General features: G+C 67.1%; 23 protein-coding genes and 2 tRNA genes. 6 read left to right on the top strand and 19 right to left on the bottom strand.

Translation table 11 applies throughout. The annotated features are described in order from the left end of the window. Positions 1 to 4: 4 nt before the first annotated feature. The 7 genes from QH276_RS08850 to QH276_RS08820 form a co-directional block, all read right to left on the bottom strand. The gene (locus QH276_RS08850) at positions 5 to 2,533 is read right to left on the bottom strand and encodes an ATP-binding protein (RefSeq protein ID WP_280398885.1); all 2,529 of its coding nucleotides are present in this window, start codon (positions 2,531 to 2,533) and stop codon (positions 5 to 7) included. After that, the gene (locus QH276_RS08845; RefSeq protein ID WP_280398884.1) at positions 2,533 to 3,123 is read right to left on the bottom strand and encodes a hypothetical protein; all 591 of its coding nucleotides are present in this window, start codon (positions 3,121 to 3,123) and stop codon (positions 2,533 to 2,535) included. The genes QH276_RS08850 and QH276_RS08845 overlap by 1 nt, the downstream gene beginning before the upstream one ends. After that, the gene (locus QH276_RS08840) at positions 3,120 to 3,383 is read right to left on the bottom strand and encodes a hypothetical protein (protein ID WP_068050145.1); all 264 of its coding nucleotides are present in this window, start codon (positions 3,381 to 3,383) and stop codon (positions 3,120 to 3,122) included. Before QH276_RS08840 ends, QH276_RS08845 begins: the two co-directional genes overlap by 4 nt. A gap of 15 nt (positions 3,384 to 3,398) precedes the next feature. Beyond that, on the bottom strand, positions 3,399 to 4,397 hold the full coding sequence (locus tag QH276_RS08835) for a conjugal transfer protein (protein WP_280398883.1): 999 nt from the start codon (positions 4,395 to 4,397) through the stop codon (positions 3,399 to 3,401). Between the two features lie 77 nt (positions 4,398 to 4,474). After that, entirely contained in the window at positions 4,475 to 5,593 is a 1,119-nt protein-coding gene (locus QH276_RS08830) for a GAF domain-containing protein (protein WP_280398882.1), read from the bottom strand. A gap of 329 nt (positions 5,594 to 5,922) precedes the next feature. Further along, the gene (locus QH276_RS08825) at positions 5,923 to 6,816 is read right to left on the bottom strand and encodes an ROK family protein (RefSeq protein ID WP_280398881.1); all 894 of its coding nucleotides are present in this window, start codon (positions 6,814 to 6,816) and stop codon (positions 5,923 to 5,925) included. A gap of 45 nt (positions 6,817 to 6,861) precedes the next feature. Further along, positions 6,862 to 7,212 (bottom strand): hypothetical protein, encoded by a 351-nt coding sequence (locus tag QH276_RS08820; RefSeq protein WP_280406689.1) that lies wholly within the window; start codon positions 7,210 to 7,212, stop codon positions 6,862 to 6,864. Positions 7,213 to 7,604: 392 nt separating this feature from the next. Here QH276_RS08820 and QH276_RS08815 point away from each other — a divergent pair, with 392 nt between their 5' ends. Next, entirely contained in the window at positions 7,605 to 8,456 is an 852-nt protein-coding gene (locus QH276_RS08815) for a MerR family transcriptional regulator (RefSeq protein WP_280398879.1), read from the top strand. 38 nt (positions 8,457 to 8,494) lie between these two features. On the opposite strand, the gene QH276_RS08810 is transcribed toward QH276_RS08815, so the two are convergent. Both QH276_RS08810 and QH276_RS08805 read right to left on the bottom strand, forming a co-directional pair. Beyond that, a tRNA-Pro gene (locus QH276_RS08810) sits at positions 8,495 to 8,568 on the bottom strand. Between the two features lie 31 nt (positions 8,569 to 8,599). Further along, positions 8,600 to 8,670, bottom strand: a tRNA-Gly gene (locus QH276_RS08805). A 452-nt stretch (positions 8,671 to 9,122) separates the two neighbouring features. Between QH276_RS08805 and QH276_RS08800 the strand changes: the two genes are divergently transcribed. Then, positions 9,123 to 10,067: a diguanylate cyclase domain-containing protein gene (locus QH276_RS08800; protein ID WP_280398878.1), complete on the top strand. Its 945-nt coding sequence runs from the start codon at positions 9,123 to 9,125 to the stop codon at positions 10,065 to 10,067. A gap of 273 nt (positions 10,068 to 10,340) precedes the next feature. Here QH276_RS08800 and QH276_RS08795 read toward each other — a convergent pair whose 3' ends face one another. Together QH276_RS08795 and QH276_RS08790 are read right to left on the bottom strand one after the other, a co-directional pair. Next, positions 10,341 to 11,153, bottom strand: a complete 813-nt coding sequence (locus QH276_RS08795; RefSeq protein WP_280398877.1) for an Fpg/Nei family DNA glycosylase — start codon at positions 11,151 to 11,153, stop codon at positions 10,341 to 10,343. A gap of 5 nt (positions 11,154 to 11,158) precedes the next feature. Continuing rightward, positions 11,159 to 11,632: a ribose-5-phosphate isomerase gene (locus tag QH276_RS08790; protein WP_280398876.1), complete on the bottom strand. Its 474-nt coding sequence runs from the start codon at positions 11,630 to 11,632 to the stop codon at positions 11,159 to 11,161. Between the two features lie 119 nt (positions 11,633 to 11,751). On the opposite strand from QH276_RS08790, the gene QH276_RS08785 reads away from it, so the two are divergent. Continuing rightward, the gene (locus QH276_RS08785) at positions 11,752 to 12,786 is read left to right on the top strand and encodes a M48 family metallopeptidase (protein WP_280398875.1); all 1,035 of its coding nucleotides are present in this window, start codon (positions 11,752 to 11,754) and stop codon (positions 12,784 to 12,786) included. Between the two features lie 44 nt (positions 12,787 to 12,830). Here QH276_RS08785 and QH276_RS08780 read toward each other — a convergent pair whose 3' ends face one another. After that, complete coding sequence (locus tag QH276_RS08780) at positions 12,831 to 13,478, bottom strand: DsbA family protein (RefSeq protein WP_280401525.1); 648 nt, start codon at positions 13,476 to 13,478, stop codon at positions 12,831 to 12,833. Between the two features lie 164 nt (positions 13,479 to 13,642). Here QH276_RS08780 and QH276_RS08775 point away from each other — a divergent pair, with 164 nt between their 5' ends. After that, positions 13,643 to 14,863 (top strand): NAD(P)/FAD-dependent oxidoreductase, encoded by a 1,221-nt coding sequence (locus QH276_RS08775; protein ID WP_280401526.1) that lies wholly within the window; start codon positions 13,643 to 13,645, stop codon positions 14,861 to 14,863. Positions 14,864 to 14,887: 24 nt separating this feature from the next. On the opposite strand, the gene QH276_RS08770 is transcribed toward QH276_RS08775, so the two are convergent. Beyond that, positions 14,888 to 15,712, bottom strand: a complete 825-nt coding sequence (locus tag QH276_RS08770) for a phosphoribosylaminoimidazolesuccinocarboxamide synthase (RefSeq protein ID WP_280401527.1) — start codon at positions 15,710 to 15,712, stop codon at positions 14,888 to 14,890. A gap of 141 nt (positions 15,713 to 15,853) precedes the next feature. Here QH276_RS08770 and pepN point away from each other — a divergent pair, with 141 nt between their 5' ends. Next, positions 15,854 to 18,424, top strand: a complete 2,571-nt coding sequence (gene pepN / locus QH276_RS08765; RefSeq protein ID WP_280401528.1) for an aminopeptidase N — start codon at positions 15,854 to 15,856, stop codon at positions 18,422 to 18,424. A 169-nt stretch (positions 18,425 to 18,593) separates the two neighbouring features. On the opposite strand, the gene QH276_RS08760 is transcribed toward pepN, so the two are convergent. The 3 genes from QH276_RS08760 to QH276_RS08750 are packed head-to-tail and all read right to left on the bottom strand — an operon-like array spanning position 18,594 to position 19,828. After that, complete coding sequence (locus QH276_RS08760; protein ID WP_280406688.1) at positions 18,594 to 19,034, bottom strand: DUF5130 domain-containing protein; 441 nt, start codon at positions 19,032 to 19,034, stop codon at positions 18,594 to 18,596. Between the two features lie 10 nt (positions 19,035 to 19,044). Next, positions 19,045 to 19,338, bottom strand: coding sequence for an aa3-type cytochrome oxidase subunit CtaJ (ctaJ, locus tag QH276_RS08755; protein ID WP_280396980.1), 294 nt, complete (start codon positions 19,336 to 19,338; stop codon positions 19,045 to 19,047). 58 nt (positions 19,339 to 19,396) lie between these two features. Next, positions 19,397 to 19,828 (bottom strand): globin, encoded by a 432-nt coding sequence (locus QH276_RS08750; protein ID WP_280396981.1) that lies wholly within the window; start codon positions 19,826 to 19,828, stop codon positions 19,397 to 19,399. A gap of 282 nt (positions 19,829 to 20,110) precedes the next feature. Here QH276_RS08750 and QH276_RS08745 point away from each other — a divergent pair, with 282 nt between their 5' ends. Then, on the top strand, positions 20,111 to 20,842 hold the full coding sequence (locus QH276_RS08745) for an HNH endonuclease (RefSeq protein ID WP_280396982.1): 732 nt from the start codon (positions 20,111 to 20,113) through the stop codon (positions 20,840 to 20,842). Positions 20,843 to 20,856: 14 nt separating this feature from the next. On the opposite strand, the gene QH276_RS08740 is transcribed toward QH276_RS08745, so the two are convergent. The 3 genes from QH276_RS08740 to QH276_RS08730 form a co-directional block, all read right to left on the bottom strand. Then, positions 20,857 to 21,525: a hypothetical protein gene (locus QH276_RS08740; RefSeq protein WP_280396983.1), complete on the bottom strand. Its 669-nt coding sequence runs from the start codon at positions 21,523 to 21,525 to the stop codon at positions 20,857 to 20,859. A 61-nt stretch (positions 21,526 to 21,586) separates the two neighbouring features. Then, a complete protein-coding gene (locus QH276_RS08735) occupies positions 21,587 to 22,033 on the bottom strand; it encodes an acyl-CoA thioesterase (RefSeq protein WP_280396985.1) in 447 nt (148 codons plus the stop codon). 20 nt (positions 22,034 to 22,053) lie between these two features. After that, the coding region (locus tag QH276_RS08730; protein ID WP_280406687.1) for an NAD-glutamate dehydrogenase domain-containing protein at positions 22,054 to 23,884 on the bottom strand (1,831 nt) is incomplete at its 5' end.

Raw genomic sequence — 23,884 nt, 5'->3', positions numbered from 1 at the left:
CCGGTCACCGGACCGTCTCCGGCTCCCGTCGCTCGCCCCGGGGCGCCACGGTCGGCGTACTGGTGATGGCCTCCGCGCGGTCCGCCCGTGCCGGTCCGAGCACCTTACCGCGCCCGATCCGGCTCAATGCGTCCCGCATGAACATCTCACCGCGGCGTTCTTCCGGTACCTGCCGACCGGCCCCCACCGGCGGTGAAGTCTCCTCACGCAAGGCCTGCAGCAGGTAGGGCGCTTCTTCGAGATCCACGCCCAGCCACTCCAGGCTGTTGCGGGCCAGCGTCTCGTCCCGCTGCCGGAAGACGAACCGATTCGGAATGAGATTGTGTGCCGCGCCCTGGAAGTCGGTGGCCGGGTCGTGGGAGGCCAGGCCGATCGCTGCGAGGTGTTTCCGGCCGTCACGGCTGAAGTCCGAGGTCACCGAAGCACCGACCTGTGTCTGCGTGAAATGGTGGGCCTCGTCGCCGACGAGCAGCCCGAAACGCCCGTTGTCGGAGAGGAACGCTTCCCGCGCTGTCACACCCACCAATTCATAGAGCGCGGTGCCCAGTCGTTTGGTCAGCGGCAGCCGATTGTAGAGGTGCGGGGTGGTCAGTTCCTCGGCGGTCGGGAGCGCCAGCTTGTGGCTACGGACCACCGTGGCGGCGGCATCCAGCCGGATCGGTGCCAGATTCGGGTCGAACAGCACCGGCACTCGTTCGACGATGGTGCCCAGCCGGGACGCCAAGTCCGCGTACTCGTCGAGCGCGCCGGGCTCGTCCCGTAACCGGCACACAACGCGGTAGAGGTCCAGCAGGCTGGTGATCCGGTGCTCGGCGATCCCTTTGGGCGAGAGCAGATTACTGATCACCGCGCCCGTCCCGGATGTGGGCGACAGATCGAGCAGCGGCAGAACGGAATCCAGTGCCCGCTCCCCGGCGACCCGCGGATCGAACAGGCGCAGCGGATCCAGCGAGACCGACGGGTTCGCCAAATCGATGACCACGGCATCGTCGATGGCGGAGGCGAAATGCTCCCACTCGCCCACCTGGCTTCGGTCGATCGCCAGGAACTGACCGCCCATATCGTGGACGAGCACGGCCATGAGTTTCAGGAAATACGATTTACCCGAGCCGAGTTCGCCCGTGACCGCGAAGGAAGCGGAAAGGTCGTGCAGGGCGGCCTCCATGATCCCGAAATGGATGGGCTCGAAATGCCCGGACAGCAGGTTGAGTCCGATCACCGGACCGCTGTCGTCACCGATCTGGCTGGTCGTGAACGGAACGAAACCGGCCCACATATCGGAGGGCACGATATGGGCGAAATCGTCGAACGCCCGCCGCGGCGGGCTCCCGGGAACCAGCATCGACCACAGATCGACCTGTGCACCGACCGGGGTAGCCATCTCCACCTGGAAACGCTTGTAGCGGCGGCGCAGAGTATTCACCGCGTCCATGGTTTCGTCCCGGGAGGGTCCGCCCACCGCGATCACGGTGGTGAAGGACACCTCCGATTCCCCGCCGTTGACCTCGAAATGCTGGTTGTATTCGCCCAGCATCTGCGCCTTGGACATGAGGGTGTTCTGCGCGAACGATATCTCCTGGTCGCGCTGGTCCATCTGTTCGCCTAGGCGGCGCAGATTCACCTCGTTGCTCTTGAGCACCTGATCGGCGGGTTTGGTGGAGATCCGCATTCCCCAGTCGACGGTGACGGCGCCGCCGAGACCGTCGATCACGTTCAAGAACTCGCTACCACCCGGAAAGACCATTCCCGAATAGGGGAACGACCGTGGCGTCAGCATCGCCTGGTACGACGGGCGGTAACCGGTATCGGGTTGCACCACTTTGATCACCGGAACGAACGAAGGGCGCAGCCGACGCTGGGAATCGGCCCGGGCGCCTTCGTCCAGCGCCGCGGATTTGAAAACGGCCGCGGTCGCATCGTCGAGTGCACCGGCCCGCGTCGGCGCCACCGGATCACCGACCGCACCGCGCGCCAGATAGTGCTCCCACAGCCACTGGAACATCGCGGCGGGGACCGGCACCGGATCGAAATCCCCGCCGATCCGGGACAGGATCTCGCCGGCTTCCTCCTCGTAGGCGTCCAGTTCGGCCCGCGAGATGGCGGTCGCATCGATGGTCGTCGTACTACCCCGCCACATCCGGGAAAGCGCGGAGATCCCCCCGGTGTTCGCGGTGCCCACCGGGATGGAGAGCAGATAGATCCGGGTCTGCGGGGCGATGGCGCGGACCCGTTCGTAGGAGGCGAACACCTCGTCGGCGTAGTCGGCGCATTCGTCCAGATCCACGCCCTCGACCATTTTGCTCAATACGTCGAGAGTGTTCTGCCGCGCCTGGATCCCGAGCAGCAACGACCCGTTGGGCAGGTTGTTGATCAGAGCGTGATGGGCGAGTTTGACATCGAACTTGTCGCCGGCCTTGCGTAACCCGTATCCGAGCGGCGTGATGAAGTAGGTGGCCGTGACCAGGCCGGCATGGGTGAACTGCAGATGTCCGCGGATCGCGGCGGTGGGTTGTAGATCCCGGTTGAAACCCATCAGCGTCCCTCTCCGCTCGCCGACCGCCCCCCGTTGTTGCTGATCATCGACCGCCAGCTGGATACCGGTCCGGGTGCGTCCACCACCTCCACGGGGCGCACGCGCCTGGTTGTGTTGATCAGGTCGAGCAGTTGCCCACCTCTGGCGGATACCTGCCGGCTACGGCTTTTCCGGGAAATCCCCGGCGGGGGTTCGTGCGGCAGGATCGCCACCACGGTCTCCTCGACGAACATGGTGATCCGGGCCGATTCGGGCGTCACCGGCATCCCCGAGGCGAGTACCGGTTTGGGGTAGAAGATCAGTCGGGCGAACCAGATGACCCGCGAGAACAACCGCACGCCCGTATACGGCACGAGACCGAGTGCGAAACCGAGTACGGCCGTGACCGCCAGCCCGGCCAGGAAGGTGATCGCCGGATTCGCCGGCAAGGTCATCGCACCGGCGCCCGTGATGATCAGCCCGATGGCGACACCCGCCACTTGGGGCAGGGTATAAGGACCGAACGGCAGCTTCTGCCCGTTTTGGGCCTTGCCGATCATGGTGGGGACGCGTTTGACCGGCGTGAAAACCTTGATCACCTGCGTGGTCACCGATATCCGCCCCCGACGGGGTGGTCCGGAACGATCATGTTGGCGTCGGCGCGGGCGAAGTTCACCAGCGTCGGCAGCATCCAGAACAGTACGGCGGCCAGAATCGCCGAGCCCGCGACGCCGAGGATTTTGGCCGGGGACAGTTTGGATTTCGCGGCCTCGGAGATCAGCACGGCCATCGAGACGATGGTGATGAGGATCAGGCCGGCCCAGCGTACGAAAACCAGGATGCCGTAGAGGATATTGCTGAGATTGCTCATGGTTGCCGCCTCGTATCAGTTCTGGGTCGCCGGGGGGATCTCCGCGGTGGTGGTCGGGGCTCCCGTTGTGCCGCCGGTGGCCGGGCCGGTGTTCTCCTCCGGTGGTACGACGAGGGTCAACGGCTCCTTCAGCGCCGGCAGTGTCTCGATGGCCCGCACCTGCCACTGGCCCTCACCGCGGACCATGGTGAGCGGGTAGGCCAGCGCGGGCGCGGTCCCGGACGCGCCTTTCGGGGTGACCGTAGCCAATACCTGTGCACTGGAACCCGCGGTGCCGCATGCGGAATCCTCGGCGGTGACGGTCACTGTGGCGAGCTCGGTGAACGGCGCCGGGCGCAGTGCCGAAATTCCGGAATCGACGGTGACATATCGCGCCACATCGCCCGCGCCGGTGAGATAGGCACTCAGGAAACCGGTGGCGACCTGCGCGAATGCCGTCTCTTCACCACACGGTGCCGAATACGCCTGCGCCAGATCCGATCCCACCGCGGGCGGTTCCACCGCGGTGGGCAGGGTGAGTGCGCGCAAACTGCCCTCGGACACCGAGACCGGAACCCGGTAGTAATGCCGGGCGGTGCCCGAGGCGGCCCGGCCCAGCTGTACCGATACCGTGACCGACCACACCTCGACCGTACCGGCATCGAGGGTGCGGGACACGTAGACCACCAGCGGCGCACTGACCTGCGCACCTGTTTTCGGTAGCGAGATCCGCTGTGTTCCGTCGACATAGCGGGCCAGCGCATCCTGATCGCTCGCGTCGGCACTCAGGTAGGCGACGACGAAATCCTGGGCGAACGACGCGGCCAAACTCGCGTGCCCCGTAACCCGGACCATCTCTTCGTCTCCCGGTGGGGCGGGATCGGGGGCGAAGAAACTGTAGACAGCATGGCCACCGCCGAGAACTGCGAGCACTGCCAAGACGACGACAACGATATTGTCGCGACGGCGCCGTGCGGCCATCTGGCGAAGCAGTGCCTCGCCCGAATCCGTGCGTCCAGCCGCCCCAGTCCTCACTCTCGGAATGGTAGAGAGCGGCCTGTCTGCCGACAGAAAGAATCTTCCCAGGCATGGGGACTCGGACGCCGTCCGGATCAGGACACCGAACTGTGCCGTAACAGTCCGGCCAGCCGGAACCGGAGCTGATCGTCGTAACCGATCGGGCTCTGCGGGGTGCCCGCAACCGTCGGGTCCGGTTCGACCATGGGGATATCGTCGGCCACCCGCACGAGTTGGGCAATGGCCAACTCCCGGTTGGAGAAGCCCGGGTACGGGTAGAGCAGCAGAGAGGTCGGGGTGTAGCCGCCGCTGTAGTTCAACGTTCGTACCGTGACGCCGGCACTGTCCCCGCCGCGGACCCGGGAACCGAGCTCTACCAGCCGGACGCGATCGTCGGGGTGGAAGACATCGACCGGGCGGAAGAGATAGTCCCAGCGTATCCATGGCGCCGGATCGGTGAGCCAATGGGAGATACTGGTATATCCCAGTTGCACGACCGCGAGATGGTTGCCTGCGCGGCGGTGCGCCTCCCGCAGGCCGACACTTTCCAGAGTCGGCCAGATGGCCGGAATGGACTCGGAGGTGATGTCCTCGATAAGCCACCAGGCACCACGGGTGTGCTCGTCGTTGCGGGCCCGCATAGAGATCCGCCAGCGAGTCGCCCGTCCGGCGGTGCGCAGCACCGTGACCTCGAATTGCATCTTGCCGCCGGCCTCGGGACCGTACAGGAGGTCGAGGACTTCGGCGTGCCGGTCGAATGCTGTTACCCGATGGAAGAATTCGGCGATCGACATACGCGGTACATATTCTTCGGGCGCGATACCCGACAGCGCGGTGATTCCGCTCGGCTGCGCGAGGGTCTGATTGTTCAGATCCCAGATCGCACCCACCGCCGCGGGTAACGGCGGGACCGGGCCCGCCACGGGCCCGGCCCACCAACGGACCGCATGCACTTCCCCGGCGGGCCCGAATACCGGGCGGACCAGCAGCCGGTGCGGCCCGGATCGGGTCGTGAATGTGCGATCCAGGTCGATGGCGCCCTCGATGGCGGTGCGCAAAGCTTCGGTGATGTCGCGGGTGGTCAATCCGTCGTAGAGAGCCGGGGTCCGTGCGAGCTGTCGCTGCAGGACGCGGCGCCAGTCGGCGAAGTCCCGTGCGGTATCCCCGACCGACGCGACGGAGAACCCTTCCGGCGCCAAAGTTTCGACCGTCACCCAGGGGATCACTGCGCCCTCTCATCGCGTACGTCCAACCGTTTCGCGGCGTATGTCGCTATCTGGACAACGTCCGCAGAAGATAATGTACCGTTGCACAGCGGCACACTCAACAGTGAACTCGCCGGCGATATGCCACCCGGCACAGATATCCGGTCCTGGGTATGGACCGCCGAGAACGGACCGCGGCCAGTTTGCCACGAACGCAACCGGCGCAAGCGTCAACGCCGGGCAATCGCCCGAGCATTCCCGCGTGCCGGGAATAACACGCCGAAAGGCGGAAACGATCGGGCCGGAGTCCGATCAGAATGATCCGCGCGCTGCGTGGATCACGCGTTCTGCGAGGTCAGCGCGATAACTCCGGCGCCCGCCAGCAGACCCAGGTCCGCCAGCTCGGAGGGAACCACCCGCAGGCCGGGCAGAAAGGGCAACCGCGCATGCATCGCGACCGCGCTCTGCAGGGGTTTCCAGAGTGCGGAGCCGGCTGTGGCGATGGGCCCCCCGACGACGACCCGATCGATATCCAGCAGCGCGGCCACCGAGGCGATGGCGCGGCCCACCGCCGTCCCGGCTCGTTCCAGCGCCGCCACGGCTATCCGATCCCCGGCCTGCGCGTCCGCCGCGAGCGCGGCCGCGGAAGTTCCGCCCCAGCCCTGCTGCCGGGCCCACGCCGTCAAAGCCGGCGCCCCCGCAACCGATTCCAGGCAGCCACGCCCCCCGCAAGTACAGGGGTCGTTGTGCCCGGGCACGAGGACATGACCGATCTGCCCCGCGTTTCCCGTCCGGCCGACCACCACGAAACCACCGACCATCACCCCCCCGAACACCGTCTCCGACAGGTGAATCGACAGCGAATCCATAACCTCACGGGTCGCACCGAAATGCCGCTCGGCCAGCGACAGACACACACCGTCCAGCGCCATCGCGACGGACGCGGCGGGAAACAGCTTCTGGATCGACTCGACCAGCGGGAAGCCGGCCTGCCATTCCTGGATCTGCGCGGGTGCCACCACCCCGGAGGCCATATCGATCGGCCCGCCCGAAGCGATCCCCACTGCGGCGATCTCCCGCCCCGCGGCGATCTTCAGCAAGAGCGCGCGCACCTTGTCCCAGGCACCCTGGCGCGGAACCGGTATCTGCTCGACCTGTTCGGGGCCCACATCGTCGGCGATCTCGATCGCAGCGAGCCGGGTCGTGCCGATCTCCAACGCCACGATTGTCATCTACGCACCACCAGAACTAGTTCCGCGCTTGCCCCCGCAGCATAGTCAGACAGCAGCGGTTTCGGTCGGGCGGAGCGGGCGGCCCAGGACGATATGCCGTTTGGGCGCACCGGAGACCACCGCGCCGTGCGTCGGGCGCGGACCGTTGCGGATGATTCGCATCGGTCGTTTGTGATCGATCGGCACGGTGCGATGCCGGTCCAGGTTCTCGATGACATTGCCCGCGTTGTCGTAGGCGATGCCCGCCCAGATCATGGCTCGCGGGCCATCGCCCCGCTCGATGAGGGTCTGCGCCAGGCGCGCACACTGTTCGAACAGAGGGCAGTCATAGCAAGTGCGTACTGCAGAATGCCAGGCGTCCGGGGTGCCGGAATCCAGGTCCCAGCTGTCCGGCACCTCCGCACACGGCGGACGTTGCGTCGACTTGACCGACGCGGAAGAAGCTTTGGAAGGAACCCGCGCCTGGTTCGTTGCGCGAGGTAGGACAACACTCAACGACCGTACTCGTACTGTGCTCATCACCGTCTCCGGAACTGCCGAGGGCACGCCGGGGGAACCGATACGTGTCCCGTTGGTCGGGCGGATCGTCAGGGCTGCTCAACAGTCCCCGGAAACCAGCTGCTGTCAGCTGTATCACGACGGTAGAGCACCGACCGGCGCAGAAGCAAGGCCTCGTACCGTTAAGTAACGGGACGTTGATCTTCTTTTCACATCTTCTAGCCGTCGTCCATTGGTTCGTTTGGTTATGGACCGTTTATCTACGGGCCTAAATATGGTTTCCTATAGGTATGCCTGCCGAATCCGAGTACACGATCGACGAGCTGGCGCGGGCCGCCGAGACCACCGTGCGCAGTGTCCGCGTGTACCACGAGCGCGGGCTGCTGCCCTCGCCCGAGGTCCGCGGCCGGATCGGCTACTACGGCTCCGACCACCTCAACCGGCTGCAGACCATCAGCCGGTTGCTGGGACGCGGGATGAAACTCAACGGCATCCGCGAATTGCTGGCCGCCTGGGATCGCGGCGACGGACTGGCCGACGTGCTGGGCGTCACCGATAATTCCGCCGAACCGCCCGGGCGGTCCGAACCCGCCGGCCCGCCGCCGTCCGAAGCGGACGAACCGGTCCACGAACTGCCCGAATACGTGCAGCAGGCGCTGGCGGCCAGCGACGATCCGTTCGACGTCTACCGGGTCACCAACCCCCGCTGCAGCGATCTGGCCACCCGGCTCACCGATGCCGGCCTGCCCGCGGCCGCGACCTTTCATCTGGTCGAACGTATGCGCGCGGAGTGCGACCGGATCGCCGATCGCTACGCCGCCGAGATCTTCTACGTCCTGGCCGGCCGATCCTATGAACAGTCGGAACGAAACCCCAAGGACCGCACCAAACTGGAAACCGATCTGGCCATCGCGCGGCTGATCGTCACCCGCGCCGCCTCGGAACTGATCGACCAGGCATTCGGCCGCCGGGCCGAACTTCCCACCCCCGATCCGCAGCCCGCGCGCCCGACCACCGCACGGCAGCGCCCGGCGCCGTCCGTCCAGCAGCGGTCCGGGACCACGGCGCAACAGCGCCCGGCACCCCAGGTCTCGCAGCGGCAGGCACCCAACGGCAAGCAGCCATCCCGCTCACGTAGTTGAGAAGGCCGGCTTCGCGCCGGCTGTATCGGTACGAACTGTCGGGGTGACAGGATTTGAACCTGCGACCACCCGCTCCCAAAGCGGGTGCGCTACCAAGCTGCGCCACACCCCGTATCCCCCAGGTGGGGGCGGTAACCGGTCGGAGCGGGTGACGGGAATCGAACCCGCACCATCAGCTTGGAAGGCTGAGGTTCTACCATTGAACTACACCCGCGTGCATACGGCACTCATGGGATCGCCACAATGCCGTGTGCATAGCGCACTGTACCGAATACCACTTTCCTTACGCCAATCAGCCCCGCCCTCGCGCCGGTGAGTCGCCGATGGGCCGGCTCACGCGCCCCGGTGACGGCCGGGCAGCAGGGCTCGCGAGCGCCTGCACCGGACCCGGAAAAAAAATCCGCGAAAGTGTGTAACACCGGCGAATCCCCTGCGATACGCCAGAGATTGCTGTTGTTCCGGGGTTGAAGAACCTGTTCTAGAACGCAGGTCTGCAGACCCCACCATCTTGCTACGATCTTCTTGCCGGACGGGGTATCTGGAAAGGGGGCGGTGGCGTGCACCCGACAAGGTGGACCATCCGCACAGCAGTACGACAGAACCGGGTCAACCCGGTACCGAAGCCGCAGGTCCGCGGCGCGATTACCTCCGCCGCCGGTGATCGCGATGACAGCTGAGAACCGGCCGCCCATCCGTTCCACCGCCCGCGAATGGGCCCGCGCCGCCGGCGCCCAGCCCGATGCCGATATCACCGCGGCCGAGATCGAACCGGTGCTCGTCGAAATACTCGAGCAACTCCTCGAGCTGACCGTGTCCGACCCCTTCCCGATCCGGGCGGCCCGCCGGCTCGGCGCCCGGCTGTGCGCGGAGCCGCTGCACAAAGTCCGGATGCTCGCGCTCGTGACCCGGACACTGCTGGGGTTCCCGGCCGGTCCGCGCGGATCCCTGGAGGCGACCCAGTGGCCGCTGGTCGCCAGCCAGGCCATCGACAGTTATGCCCACGCACTCCAGGAACTGGCGCTGGCACAACAGAAGAAGAATTTCTCCGACGAGGCGACCGCGCGGGTCCGCGAATTCGCCGCGCTGCAACAGCGGCTGGAATACGAAGCCACCCACGACGCACTGACCGGCTTGGCCAACCGCACCCTGCTGCGCCGGCGGGTCCGCAAGATGGCCGAACATCCGGAGCGCGGGATCGGCCTGCTGGTCGTGGATCTCGACCGGTTCAAGCAGATCAACGACAACTACGGGCACGCGGTGGGCGACGAGGTACTGGTCGAATTGGCGCAGCGCCTCCGGGAAGTGGCGCCGCCGGGGGCGGTGGTATGCCGCTACGGCGGCGACGAGTTCGTACTCGCCGCCGGTATGGCGGAGAACCGGGTCGGCGAACTGGCCGCCGATATCGTTCTCGCGCTCAATGACTCGGTGTGGTCGTCGGCCGGGCGAGTGCCGGTTTCGGCCAGTGTCGGCACCACGTATGCGCCGCCGGCGGATCGCAGCGAACTCGCCGAACTGCTCCGGCGCGCCGATCGGGCGATGTACTCGGCGAAAACCGCGGGCGGGCGCCGGTATGTCGGCGCCGAAGCCGGCGGTGCCGCCGTCGCGGGCTGAACGATCGCACCGGTCCGGTCCGGTCGATCCCAGGCCGGCGAGCGATATGGCGACCGAGCCGCCCGGGACGGATGGGGGCCGAGCCATCAGGGTGGCCGGACGATCACCGCAACCGGGCGGACCGAGGCGACCCGGCGACCACCCAGGCCGGGCACACCCGGGCGGCCGGGCGATCACCACGCCCAGGCGGCCCGGCCCGCCAACCACCCACACCATGCGAACCCCGGAGGTCCGGCGACCACCACGTCCAGGCGGGCCTGGGTGGTCGGGCGATCACTGCGGCTGGCAGTGATCGCACCAGAACAGGTTGCGGCCTTCCAGCACGCTGTGCCGTACCGGTGCGGCGCAGCAGCGGCACGCCTCACCTGCCCGGCGGTAGACATAGGTGCGGGGACGATCGGCAGCGTAGGACGGTGCACCGTGATCGTGCTCCGGTCGCACCACGTGCATCTTCCCGCGGCGCACGCCGACCTTCATCAACTCGACCAGATCGGTCCACAGCGCCGACCACTCCGCCGCGGTGATCCGGTTACCCGGCCGCGCCGGTGAGATACCGTGCCGGAACAGCACTTCCGCGCGGTACACATTGCCGACCCCGGCGATCACGCTCTGATCCATCAGCAGCGAGCCGATACCGCGCCGGGAGCGCCGGATCTTCTCCCATGCCCGGTCCGGGTCGGCGTCGGGGCGCAAGGGGTCGGGGCCGAGCCGGGCGACGAGCGCCGCCACCTCGGGCGGTGTCAGGACCGCACAGGCGGCCGGGCCGCGCAGATCGGTACCGAACCCGGACCCGTCACGTCCCGGCCCCCATATCCGCATCCGCACCTGCCCCACCGGTTCCGGCATCGGCAACGCGGATTCGGTGAATGTCCCGTACAGGCCGAGGTGCACATGCACGAACAGGTCGCCCTCGTACTCGTGCACCAGATGTTTACCCCAAGCCTGCGACCGCACCAAGATACGGCCGTCCACCAGTGCGGCGCCCGCGGCGAATTTGCCCTGCGGGCTCGACACCCGCACCACCGCGCCGGCCAATCGACGCTCATGCCTCCGGGCGAGCCGGTGCAGCGTATGTCCCTCCGGCACTCGCGTCAGTGCGCGGGCAGCGCGGGCGCTTCGCCGGTCTTCTCGTAGGCGGCGAGGATATCGATCCGGCGCTGATGGCGCTCCTCCTCCGACCACGGGGTCGTGATGAAGGCGTCCACGATCGCCAGTGCCTCTTCCTGCGAATGCATCCGGCCGCCGATACCGATCAGCTGAGCGTTGTTGTGTTCCCGCGCCAGCCGGGCGGTTTCGACGCTCCAGGCGAGCGCACACCGCGCACCCGGCACCTTGTTGGCGGCGATCTGCTCGCCGTTTCCGCTCCCGCCGAAAACCAGGCCGAGGCTGCCCGGATCGGCAACGGTGCGGCGGGCCGCCTCGATGCAGAAGGCGGGGTAATCGTCCAGAGCGTCGTAGACGAGGGCGCCGCAATCGACGACCTCGTGACCCGCCTTCTCCAAATGGTCCTTGACGGCGTTCTTCAATTCGAAACCAGCGTGATCGGCACCCAGGTATACGCGCATGCCGCGATTGTGTCAGGCGCGGGAACGGCCGGTGACGGCGGGCGTAGGGCCACCGCATGTGGCCGTGCGCGGCATCCGCACACCCGGAGCAAATGCGGAGGTCCGCTTAGAGTCGGGGTATGCAGCCGCACGACCCTCAGCAACCGTCCGGACCCGGCCCCGGGTGGGCCGGGAACCCGCCGGAGCCCGGGCCCTACCCGTGGCTCACCGACCGTCCCGCCGTTCCGGCCGCCCTACCGGGCGGCTTTCCCCCACCAGCGGGGCCGGCGCACGAACCGCGCGGGCTCTCGCCGTTCGGGATGCCCGCACGGCACAGCTGGGAGATCCCGCTACTGGTCGTGGTGGTGCTGGTGACCGCGGTCGGCTACCTGCTGGCCTTCCTGCTGCTCGTACTCGGTTCGACCAACCAGTACGTCCTCATCCTCGTGGCGGCGCCGCTGCTGCTCTGGATCGGCCGCGGTATCAACTATTCGCGGCAACGGGTCAACGGGGTGAAGATGTCACCGACCCAGTTCCCCGAGGGGTACCGGATGGTCCAGGAGGCCGCTGCCCGGTTCGGGATGGCCTCGGCACCCGACGCCTATGTGGTGCTCGGCAACGGCCGGATCAATGCCTTCGCCTCCGGTCACGGTTTCCGCCGGTACGTGGTGGTCTACAGCGACCTGTTCGAGGTCAGCGGGGAGGCCCGGGAACCCGATGCGCTGGCGTTCATCATCGGTCACGAGGTCGGGCATATCGCGGCCGGGCACACCTCCTATTGGCGGATGCTGGGTATGTTCCTGGTCCCGGTATTGCCGGTGCTGGGAAATTCGCTGATCCGCGCGCAGGAGTACACCGCCGACAACCACGGTTATTGCCATCGCCCACAGGGCGCGGCGGCCGCGATGGGCACACTGGCGGCGGGCAAGTACCTGAACACCGTGGTGGGTTTCGACGAGATGGCCGATCGCGCGGCGCAGGAACGCGGCTTCTTCGTCTGGATCGTCAACGCCGTGTCGACGCATCCGGTGCTCACCTGGCGGATGTGGGCGCTGCGTGATCGCAGCCGGCACGGCCCGCTGTTCTGGCGGCCCAGCCCGGGTCCGCGACCGCTCACCCCGCCGCCGGGAACCCCCGGCGGTGGCACGGTGACCATGTCGAAAACCCCGCGCTGACGGCGTAGTGACCGATTCCGCGCCGGAATCGGTCACTTCGGCATTCAGTCGAACTGCGGATTCTCGTCGCGCGTGCGCTTGAGCTCGAAGAAGTGCGGGTAGGCGGCGAGGGTCACCACAGCGTCCCAGAGCTTGCCGGCCTCCTCGCCGCGCGGGATCCGGGAGAGCACCGGGCCGAAGAACGCCACACCGTTGACATGGATGGTGGGCGTGCCGACATCCGGCCCGACCTTGTCCATACCCGCGTGGTGGCTGGCCCGCAGCGCCTCGTCGTAGTCGCCGCTGTCCGCCGCCGCGGACAACTGCGCGGGCAAATCCAGTTCGGCCAGCGCGTCGGCGACGATCGCGGCGAAAGTACCCGCGGTATCACCCTCCTTCTCGAACTCGGCCCGCCGGTCGTGGAACCGGCTGCCCAGGGCCGTGTACAGCGGCGACAGGATTTCGTCGCCGTGCTGCTGCTGGGCCGCGATCGCGACCCGTACCGGGCCCCACGCGTACTTCATCAGCTCCTGATATTCGGGCGGCAGATCACGTCCCTCGTTCAGCACCGCCAGGCTCATCACATGGAACCGGGTCTCGATATCGCGCACCTTCGCGACCTCGAGGATCCAGCGCGAAGTGATCCAGCACCACGGGCACAGCGGGTCGAACCAGAATTCGGCAAGGTTCTTCTTCTCGGCCGGTTCGGACACGTCGGATTCCTCTCCCTAGGTTGTCGACGGGCGCGGCGCCGCCTCACACCGAGCAACCCCGGGCGCGGTGTTTTCGTTCCCGATCCACCCGGACCGGATCAGTAGGCTGGCCCGCAGAGGCTCGGATCGTCGCTGGAACACCGCACGACAAGGGAGTGGTATCCATGACATCTGCACAGCATTTCGTGATCGCCGGCGCCGGACTGGCCGGCGCGAAACTGGCACAGGAGTTGCGTGCCAACGATTTCGACGGGCATATCACGCTGATCGGCGCCGAGGAACGGCTGCCCTACGAGCGCCCGCCGCTGTCCAAGGAATACCTGGCCGGTAAGAAAACCCTGGACGAGTTCACCGTGGCCGATGCCGCCTGGTACCGCGACCACAATGTGGAGTTGCTGCTCGGCACCGAGGTCACCGCTATCGACCGGGGTGCGCGGACGGTCGCCCTGCCGGACGGCTCGACTCTGCCCTACGACAAACTCGCCCTGGCCACCGGCGCCGCGTCGCGGTCGCTGCCGGTCCCGGGCGGCGACGCGCCGGGCGTCTACACCCTGCGCACCCTCGAGGAGTCCGATGCGCTGATCGAGTTGTTCGGCACCGCGAAACAACTGCTGGTGATCGGCGCGGGCTGGATCGGTCTCGAGGTCACCGCGGCGGCTCGCGCGGCCGGCGTGGCGGTCACGGTGCTCGAGGCGGCGCCCGCGCCGCTGCTGGGCGCGCTGGGCCCGGAAATGGGCGAGGTTTTCGCCGACCTGCACCGGGAGCACGGGGTCGAGTTCCGGTTCGGTGCCCAGGTCGAGCAGATCACCGTATCCGACGGACGGGCACGCGGGGCTCGCCTGGCGGACGGAACCACGGTGGCAGGGGACGCCGTCCTGGTCGCGGTGGGCGCACGACCCCGGCTCGAACTCGCGGAATCGGCCGGCCTGCTCACCGGCACCGGCGTCCTGGTGGATGCGGGGCTCACCAGCAGCGACCCGAATATCGTCGCGCTCGGTGATATCGCCGAACAACTTCATCCCGTCCTGGAACGCCGGATCCGGGTGGAGCACTGGGCCAACGCCCTGAATCAGCCCGCCGCGGCCGCCCGGACCATGCTCGGCATGGCCGCCGCCTACGACCGCCTCCCCTACTTCTTCACCGACCAGTACGACCTCGGCATGGAGTTCACCGGGTACGCCGCCCCCGGCGACTATGAGCGTGTTGTCGTCCGCGGCGATCTCGCCGGCCGCGAATTCGTCGCGTTCTGGCTGGACGACCGGCACCGGGTCCTGGCCGGGATGAATGTGAACATCTGGGACGTGGGCGACCGCATCAAGAAACTGATCCTGTCGGGTGATCCGGTCGATCCGGACCGGCTGGCCGACACCTCGATCCCGTTCTGAGGGCGAGCCCTGCCGGTCGCACGCTCACCAGGTGCGGCCGGTGATCAATTCGTAGGCTTCGATGTATTTGTCCCGGGTGGCGGCGACGATATCGGCCGGGATCTCCGGGCCGGGGGGTTCCTTGTCCCAGCCGGTCGAGGTAGCCCAATCCCGGACGAACTGTTTGTCGAAGGAGCGCTGCGGGCGGCCGGGTGCCCAGTCCGCGGCCGGCCAGAACCGGGACGAATCGGAGGTCAGCAGCTCGTCGCCGAGCGTGAGAACATCACCGTCCCAGCCGAATTCGACCTTGGTGTCGGCGATGATCACGCCCCGTTCGGCGGCGTGCGCCGCGCCGCGGGTGTACAGGTCGAGGGTGCGGTCGCGCAGTCGCTCGGCGATCTCCCGCCCCTCCTGCTCGACCACCTGATCGAACGTCATGGGCTCGTCGTGGCCGGTATCGGACACCTTCGTGGTCGGCGTGAAGATCGGCTCGGGCAGCCGGTCCCCCTCCTGCAGCCCGGCCGGCAGCTCCACCCCGCACACCGACCCGCTGCGCTGGTATTCCTTCCAGCCCGACCCCACCAGGTACCCGCGGGCCACGCACTCCACCAGCACCATCTTCAAGGGCTTCACCCGTACCGCCCGCCCGGCGAACTCGGCCGGTACATCAGTGGTGGACAGCACGTGGTTGGGGATATCGGCGAAGAACTCGAACCACCAGTTGGACAGTTGCGTCAGCAATGTGCCCTTGTCCGGGATCGGGGTGGGCAGCGAGACGTCGTAGACCGACACCCGGTCCGAGGCGACCAGCAGCAGCGTGTCGCCGTCGGTGTACAGGTCGCGCACCTTTCCGGCGTGCACATGCTTCACGTGGCGGCTCCGATCCTCTGGTCCTCGACTGGAGTGAAGCCGATCGACTTCACTGCAAGCAAACCTTACCGACGTGGCATTGTGGACAACGCCCGTGCCCGTACCTCTGTGCCCTCACACCTGTGTCAACGAAGGAGCCCGATGTCCGCACCGAACCTCACCCGCGAACAGGCGATCGAACGCGCCGGCGTCGTCTCGGTCGAGAACTACCGCATCGACCTCGACCTCACAGACGGGGCGGGGAAACCGGGCGAACAGACGTTCTTCTCGCGCAGTACGGTCACCTTCACCGCGAAACCGGGTTCGCAGACCTTCATCGATATCGTGGCCCGCGGTATCCGTTCGGCGGTACTCAACGGAAAGCCCCTCGATATCGCCGAATACGACGAGTCCACCGGGATCACCCTGCCCGACCTGGCCGAACGCAACGAACTCGTGGTGGAGGCCGACTGCGAGTACTCGCATACCGGCGAGGGCCTGCACCGGTTCGTCGACCCCGCCGACGACGCGGTCTACCTGTACTCCCAGTTCGAGACCGCCGACGCCAAACGGATGTTCGCCTGCTTCGACCAGCCCGATCTCAAGGCCACCTTCGATATCGAGGTCACCGCACCGGCCGACTGGAAGGTCGTCTCCAACGGCGCCGGCAGCTCCGAAGGCGGGCGGCACCGGTTCGCCACCACCCCGCTCATGAGCACCTATCTGGTGGCGCTGATCGCCGGTCCGTACGCCGAATGGACCGATACGTACACCGATGAGCACGGCACCATCCCGCTCGGTATCTACTGCCGCGCCTCGCTTGCCGAATTCATGGACGCCGACCGGCTGTTCACCGAGACCAAACAGGGTTTCGGTTTCTATCACAAGAACTTCGGCGTCCCCTATGCCTTCGGCAAGTACGACCAGTTGTTCGTCCCGGAGTTCAATGCCGGCGCCATGGAGAACGCCGGTGCGGTGACGTTCCTGGAGGACTACGTCTTCCGTTCCAAGGTCACCCGGGCCTCCTACGAGCGGCGCGCGGAAACTGTGCTGCACGAGATGGCGCATATGTGGTTCGGCGATCTGGTCACCATGAAGTGGTGGGACGATCTGTGGCTGAACGAATCGTTCGCGACCTTCGCCTCCGTACTGTGCCAGGCCGAGGCCACCGAATACACCAGCGCCTGGACCACCTTCGCCAACGTCGAGAAATCTTGGGCGTACCGGCAGGACCAGTTGCCCTCCACCCATCCGATCGCCGCCGATATCCCCGATCTGGCCGCGGTCGAGGTCAATTTCGACGGCATCACCTATGCCAAGGGCGCGAGCGTGCTCAAACAGCTGGTCGCCTACGTCGGGCTGGAACCGTTCCTGGCCGGGCTGCGCGCCTACTTCGCCGAGCACGCCTATGGCAACGCCACCTTCGACGACCTGCTGGCGGCCCTGGAGAAGTCCTCCGGCCGGGATCTCTCGGACTGGGGCGCGCAGTGGCTCAAGACCACCGGTCTCAATATTCTGCGGCCCGATTTCGAGGTCGGCGCCGACGGTACCTTCACCTCGTTCGCCGTGATCCAGGAGGGCGCGGCGCCCGGAGCCGGTGAACAGCGCGTACATCGGCTGGCCATCGGCGTCTACGACGATCGAGAGGGCAAGCTCGTCCGCACGAAACGGGTGGAACTCGACCTCGCCGCCGCCGAACGCACCGAGGTCGGCGAACTCGTCGGCGTACCACGCGGCAAATTCGTGCTGATCAACGACGACGACCTCACCTACTGTTCGGTCCGGCTGGACCCCGATTCGCTCGACGTCCTGATCAACCACATCGCCGATATCGCCGAACCCCTGCCACGCACCCTGGCCTGGTCGGCGGCCTGGGAAATGACCCGGCAGGCCGAATTCCGGGCCCGTGATTTCGTGGCCCTGGTACAGCGCGGGATCGGCGCGGAAACCGAGATCGGTGTGGTGCAGCGGCTGCTCATGCAGGCCAATACGGCCCTGCGCAGCTACGCCGACCCGGAATGGGCCGATACCACCGGCTGGCAGGACTACGCGAACCGCCTGCTCGAGCTGGCCCGCGAAGCCGAAGCCGGCTCGGACCACCAGCTGGCGTTCGTCAACGCCCTGACCGGTGCGAAGCTGTCCCCCTGGCATACCGAAGTGCTGCGCGAACTGCTCGACGGCGACCCCGCCGGGGTGGGCCTGCCCGGACTCACCGTCGATACCGACCTGCGCTGGCGGCTGCTCACCGCACTCGCCGCCGCCGGAGAGGTCGACGCGGACAGCGCCGGCACCACCCCGGTCATCGACGCGGAGTTGCGCAACGACGAAACCGCCGCCGGGCGCCGGCAGGCCGCCACCGCCGCCACAGCCCGCCCGATCGCCGAGGTCAAACAATCGGCCTGGGCGACCGTGCTGGAAGACGATTCGGTGCCCAATATCACCGCGCGGTCGATCGTCAACGGCTTCGCCCCCGCCGGGCAAGAAGCTTTGCTGCAGCCCTTCGTGGAGCGGTATTTCGCGGAGATCCCCGCGGTATGGGAACGCCGGTCCAGCGAGGTCGCGCAGACGGTGGTGATCGGGCTGTATCCAGCCTGGGATATCAGCGAAGAAGCCGTAGCCCGGGCCGACGAATTCCTCGCCGCCGACCATCCGCCCGCGCTGCGGCGCCTGGTGAGCGAGGGGAAAGCGGGTATCGAGCGCTCGCTGCGCGCCCGCGCCTTCGATATCTCCTGACCGAAACGACGACAGGGGCGTCCACCATCTGGTGGACGCCCCTTTCTCGTCGGTAGCGAGCGCTCCCGGAACGCCGCCCGCGGACGGCGCTGTGTCTATCGGGCATGAGCGAGAGCCCTGCGTGGTTACGCTGCGCGGCCGCCCTCGGGCCTGGCTCGCTCCTGCCCGGTCAGCGGCCGATGGCCGCCGCCATCACCCGGATCGCCGAGACCAGCCCGTCGATCAGTTCACCCTGCCGCAGCGAACTCAGCGCGGCGGTAACCCCGAGCTGGCACACCCGGTCGTTGGCGCGATCGGCCCCCTCGCGGCCGGAGCGCACCTCGACGGCATGATCGTTCGGGGAGACGGCGATGAGCACCGAACGCGCCGCCTCCGGAGTGGTGGGGAACAGGGCGTCCACCGCGGCACCGGCGTCGGGGCCGAGGTCGCCGATGAAGACGTTGAACCGCACCTTGGTGGCGCGGGTGGCCTCGGTGAGCACATTGTCCATGGCCAGCCGCTCGTTGTTGTCGAACGGGGCCTCCTTGAACACGTCACCGGCCTCGTGCACCCCGGAAACCCGGCCGCTGCTGGTGATCGCGTATCCGTGCGGCAGTTCGGACTCGACCACCGCGGGCCATTTAGTACTTGCCACTTGCCCGGCCTCCGATCAGCGCTTCCTTGGGGGATTCGAGGGCGTCGAACGCCACATGCGAACCATGCGGCGACTCACCGGCATCGTAGGAATGACCGTGCCCGGTGACCTCGTCGGTAGCACTCCACAGCACCGGCGCGGAGGTCCACTTCTTGCTCATATCGAAGTGAACCGGCTTCTCACCGGGCAGCGGCTTACCGAGATACGACAAACCAGCGATTATGAGGTAGATCCCCAGCGGGATACCGGCGAAAACCGCCACTGTCTCGAGAATGCTCACGCCAATAAAGGTAGACGATCCTCTGTAGTAGATGGTGCACCGGTGTTGTGTTCGTGCCTCACCAGGTGGCGTTCATCAGGGAGTTCGCGGCCATTTCCAGGTAGTCCAGCAGCTGGCGGCGGTGGGCGTCGTCGAGGACTTCCGGTTCGATCTCGGCGACCGCGATCCGCATACAGCGCAGCCAGGCGTCGCGCTGGACGGGGCCGATCTCGAAGGGCATATGGCGCATGCGCAGCCGGGGATGGCCGCGTTCGTCGGAGTAGGTGCGGGGGCCGCCCCAGTACTGCTCCAGGAACATCCGCAACCGGCGTTCGGCGGGGCCCAGATCCTGTTCGGGGTACATCGGCCGCAGCACCTCGTCGGCGGCGACCTCGCGGTAGAACGTGGCCACCAGCCGGTGGAAGGTCTCCTCCCCACCGACAGCGTCGTAGAAGGAGATCGTGGCCTGTTCGCCGGCCGGATCGCCGGCAGCCGGAATACCCGAATTCATGAACCCTCTCGTTTCGCTGGATGCGCCGTCCATTGTGCCCGCCGCGCCGTGGGTTCGCAGATCCGGTGATCCGTATCCCGGCGCCGGCAGTGTCGTGGCCGGCCGTAGACGGCGGATATGACCGGAAGGCCCACCGAGGCGTTGACCTCGGGCGTCGCTTCAGCGACAGTTAACCAGCCATTGTGCAAAATAACCGTGCACTGCGGGGCTTTCCATGGTCAACTGGGTCTTGTCTCCCGGCGAGATACCACATGATCTTGAAACGCAGAATTTGGGGTCGACATGAAGCAACGGACCGGCGCCCGATCACCGGAGGCGATACGCCACCGACAACTGAAGCCCGCCGACGTCCACGCTCGTGGGTCGGGGGCTCCTCCGCTGCAATTGTTGTCCGATCATGCGGTCACTCGGCACAACTCCGAGACCGCCACCGATACCGATTCTGTTCATTCCCGCGGCGAATCCGCCGCCAAGCTCCACCCCCCGCAGTCGATCAGCTGGCTGAAACGCCGCGTCCTGCTGCTCAACGCCACCTACGAGCCGCTCACCGCGCTCACCGCACGCCGCGCGATCGTCCTGCTGGTCTGCGATAAGGCCGACGCGGTCCACCACGATCCCACCGGCCCGGTCCTGCATTCCGCCGGCGCCACCGTCAGCATTCCCTCGGTCATCCGCCTACGTACCTACGTGCGTGTCCCCTACCGCGCCCGGGTCCCGATGACCCGCGCCGCCCTCATGCAACGCGACCGCTACCGCTGCGGCTACTGCGGCGGCAAGGCCGAAACCATCGATCACGTGATCCCCCGCAGCCGCGGCGGCGAACACAGCTGGGAAAACTGCGTCGCGAGCTGCGCCCCCTGTAACCACCGCAAAGCCGACAAACTGCTCAGCGAACTCGGCTGGACCCTGCGCGCCCCCCTGATCTCCCCGAAAGGCCCGCACTGGCGCCTGCTGTCCACGGTCAACGAACTCGACCCGGCCTGGTTGCAGTACCTCGGCGAGGGCGCTGCGTAGCCGGCGCGGCGGTCCTATCGAGGCGTCAGCGAGAGGCTGCCCGCGCGGCGCCTGGCCACGGAACCGTAGCGGGCGTCGAGGCGCAGCCAGGTCCGGCTCGCGCGTACCCGGACCAGTTCGCCGGGCGGGATCCGGTTCGGTTCGGCTCGGTCGCCGGAATGCGGGATGAAGTCCATGGAGGTGAGGGCGAACACCACCCGCATCGGGATCTGTACCCGGTCGTGCTCGGCCGATACGGTGATCACCGTCTGGTCGAGCAGCGAGGCCGGTGGACCATGGCCGGAGCCGTGCTCCTTCGCCAGATCGGCACCGCGTTCGGCCAGCTCGACCAGCGTCCGGGCGGGTAAATCGTCGATATGCCCGAACCCGGTGGCGGGGGGCAGGGCGCCGCGCCACGCGGAATCCATGGAGTAACCGAGGTCGATCGGGCCCGGTGAGCTCAGGGCGGCCAGGATCGTTTCGGCGCCCACTGTCACATCGTCGGCCACGAGTTCCGCGCCGATCGTGCGGGTGGCCAGCGCCTCGAACCCGGTGGCGACCCAGGCGGCCACCAGCCCTTGCCCGCGCCGCCGCAACCGCACCACTGTCGCCGGGTCGAGCCGCTGGGCGCGGGTGAGGAAGGTCGCCAGGTTCTCGCGCTCCGCCGGATCCGGCACGGAGAGGGTGCGCTGATCGGATATCACGAATTCACGAACCCCGTACTCGGGTGAAGCTGTCGCCTGTCCACTTTCGGACCCGGCCTGCTCAGGCGGGCATCCACTGGGCGAGATACTCCCTTTCCGGTCCGGTGAGCCTGCGCAGGCGCTGGGTTTCGATATCGAAGGCGGCCAGCTGGGTAGTGGCGGTGACCGCCGCCGGCGAGCCGGGGGCGGCCCCGGCGGCGCGTACCTCGTAGGCGACGGTGAAATCGACGGCCCGCAACTGCTCGATCCACATGGCGATATCGAGCGGAGTGTCTTCGTGCCGCAACTGACCGCGATATTTGACGTGTAGATCCGCCAGGACGCAGCCGTTGCGCAGCGCCACGGTGGGCCGGTCGTCTTCGAACAGCCACGGGATCCGGGCTTCTTCCAGCAGCGTCACCATGCGGGCATGGTTGACGTGCTGGAATACATCCATATCGGACCAGCGCACATGCACGGCGGTGTGAAAGCGGGGCGCCGGGGCGGCCGCCGCCTCGACATCCGCCACATCGCCCGGAATTGCCTTTGTCACCGTGGTACCTCCGATTGGGCGCCCACCCCGCTCACCATGCTGCGCACCTGCCGCGCCGCAACCGACAGGGTGGCGAGATCGTGGGTTCCGGATTCGAACAGCTCCGCCAATGCCGCACGGGCGCGACCGAGCCGGGACTGGTTCTTGGACTCCCAGTATGCAATCTTCTCGTCCGCGCTCTCCTCCGGGTCGCCGCCGGAGAGCACGTCCAGGGTGAGCGAACGCAAGGAACTGTACATATCGTCGCGCAGGGCGAGCCGGGCCAGCGCGTGCCAGCGATCGCCGCGTTCCAGATGACTCACCGCCTCGAGCAGCCAGTCGATCTTGAGATGTTCGTTCAGCGCGTAGTACAGCGCACCCACCTCGTCACCGGACCGGTCGGTGATATCGGCGATATCCACGATATCGAGCAGCGGGAACAGATGGAGCAACCCGAAGACCTCGGTGGCCAGGTCGAGCGGCGCGCCGTGGGCGACCAGATCGGCAGCGTGATCGGTCAGTGTGGTGACGTGGTGGCCGCGCAACCAGCCCGGCACCTTCGGTGCCAGTTCCCGGATACCCACGCGGTACCGGTTGATCTCCGCACCCACGGCGATGGGCTGGGGGCGGTTGGTGAGCAGCCATCGCGACGCCCGGTCGAGGGTGCGTTTGGTTTCCAGTTCGAGCTGATCGCGTACGCCCACACCGGCATCGGCGGCGCGGATCCGCGCCCAGATGTCGTGCAGCCCGAAGATCTCGGTGACCGCGGCGAATGCCCGCACGGTATCGGTGGCGGTGGCGCCGATCTCCTCCTGCAGCCGGAAGGTGTAGGTGAGACCGCCGTAGTCCACCACCTCGTTGGCGATCATGGTGGTGACGATCTCCCGGCGCAGCCGGTGTTTCTTGATGGCCGCGGCGAACCGCTCCCGTAGCGGGGTCGGGAAGTAGTCGGGCAGCCGCGCGCCGAAATACGCGCTGTCGGGCAGGTCACCGGCCAAGAGATCGGCTTTGAGCGCGAGTTTCACATGGGCCAGCAGATTGGCGAGTTCGGGCGAGGTGAGCCCGGCGCCCTCCTCGAGCCGCCGCTTCAGCACGGTATCGGCCGGCAGCGCCTCGAGGTCGCGGTCCAGGCCCCGGCTGGTTTCCAGCTCCTCGATCAGGCGCCGGTGCACATTGAGCATCCGCGCGGATTCGGCCCGGGAAATCCCCATCAGGTAATTCTGGGAAACGTTGTCCTGCAGCACCAATTGCGCGACTTCGTCGGTCATTTCCGCGAGCAGCGGATTACGGTCGGCAATATCCAGCTCACCCGCGGAGACCACGCCGTCGAGCAGGACTTTGATGTTCACCTCGTGATCGGAGCAATCCACCCCGGCGGAATTGTCCAGCGCGTCGGTATTCATCTTCCCGCCGTTGCGGCAGAACTCGATCCGCCCCAGCGCCGTCACACCGAGATTTCCGCCCTCGCCGATAACCTTCACCCGCAGCCGGTTCGCATCGACCCGAACACCGTCGTTGGATTTGTCGCCGGCATCGGCATTCGTTTCGGCGCTCGCCTTGATATAGGTGCCGATACCGCCGTTCCACAACAAGTCCACCGGTGCCAGCAGAATGGCACGGATCAGTTCCGGCGGCGACAACGAGACCACGTCGTCGGCCAAGCCGAGCGCCGCCCTGGCCTGGGGAGAGATGGGAACCGCTTTCACTGTGCGGTCGTAGACGCCGCCGCCCGCACTGATCAGCGACCGATCGTAATCAGCCCAACTCGACCGCGCCAACCCGAACAACCGCGACCGCTCCCCGAACGACACCCCAGCATCCGGATCCGGATCCAAAAAAATATGACGA

It is taken from the genome of Nocardia carnea, from assembly GCF_029869215.1.
Taxonomy (GTDB): Bacteria; Actinomycetota; Actinomycetes; order Mycobacteriales; family Mycobacteriaceae; genus Nocardia; species Nocardia carnea_B.
The sequence above is the reverse complement of the archived record's forward strand: the minus strand, read 5'-3'. Positions and strand labels throughout refer to the sequence as shown.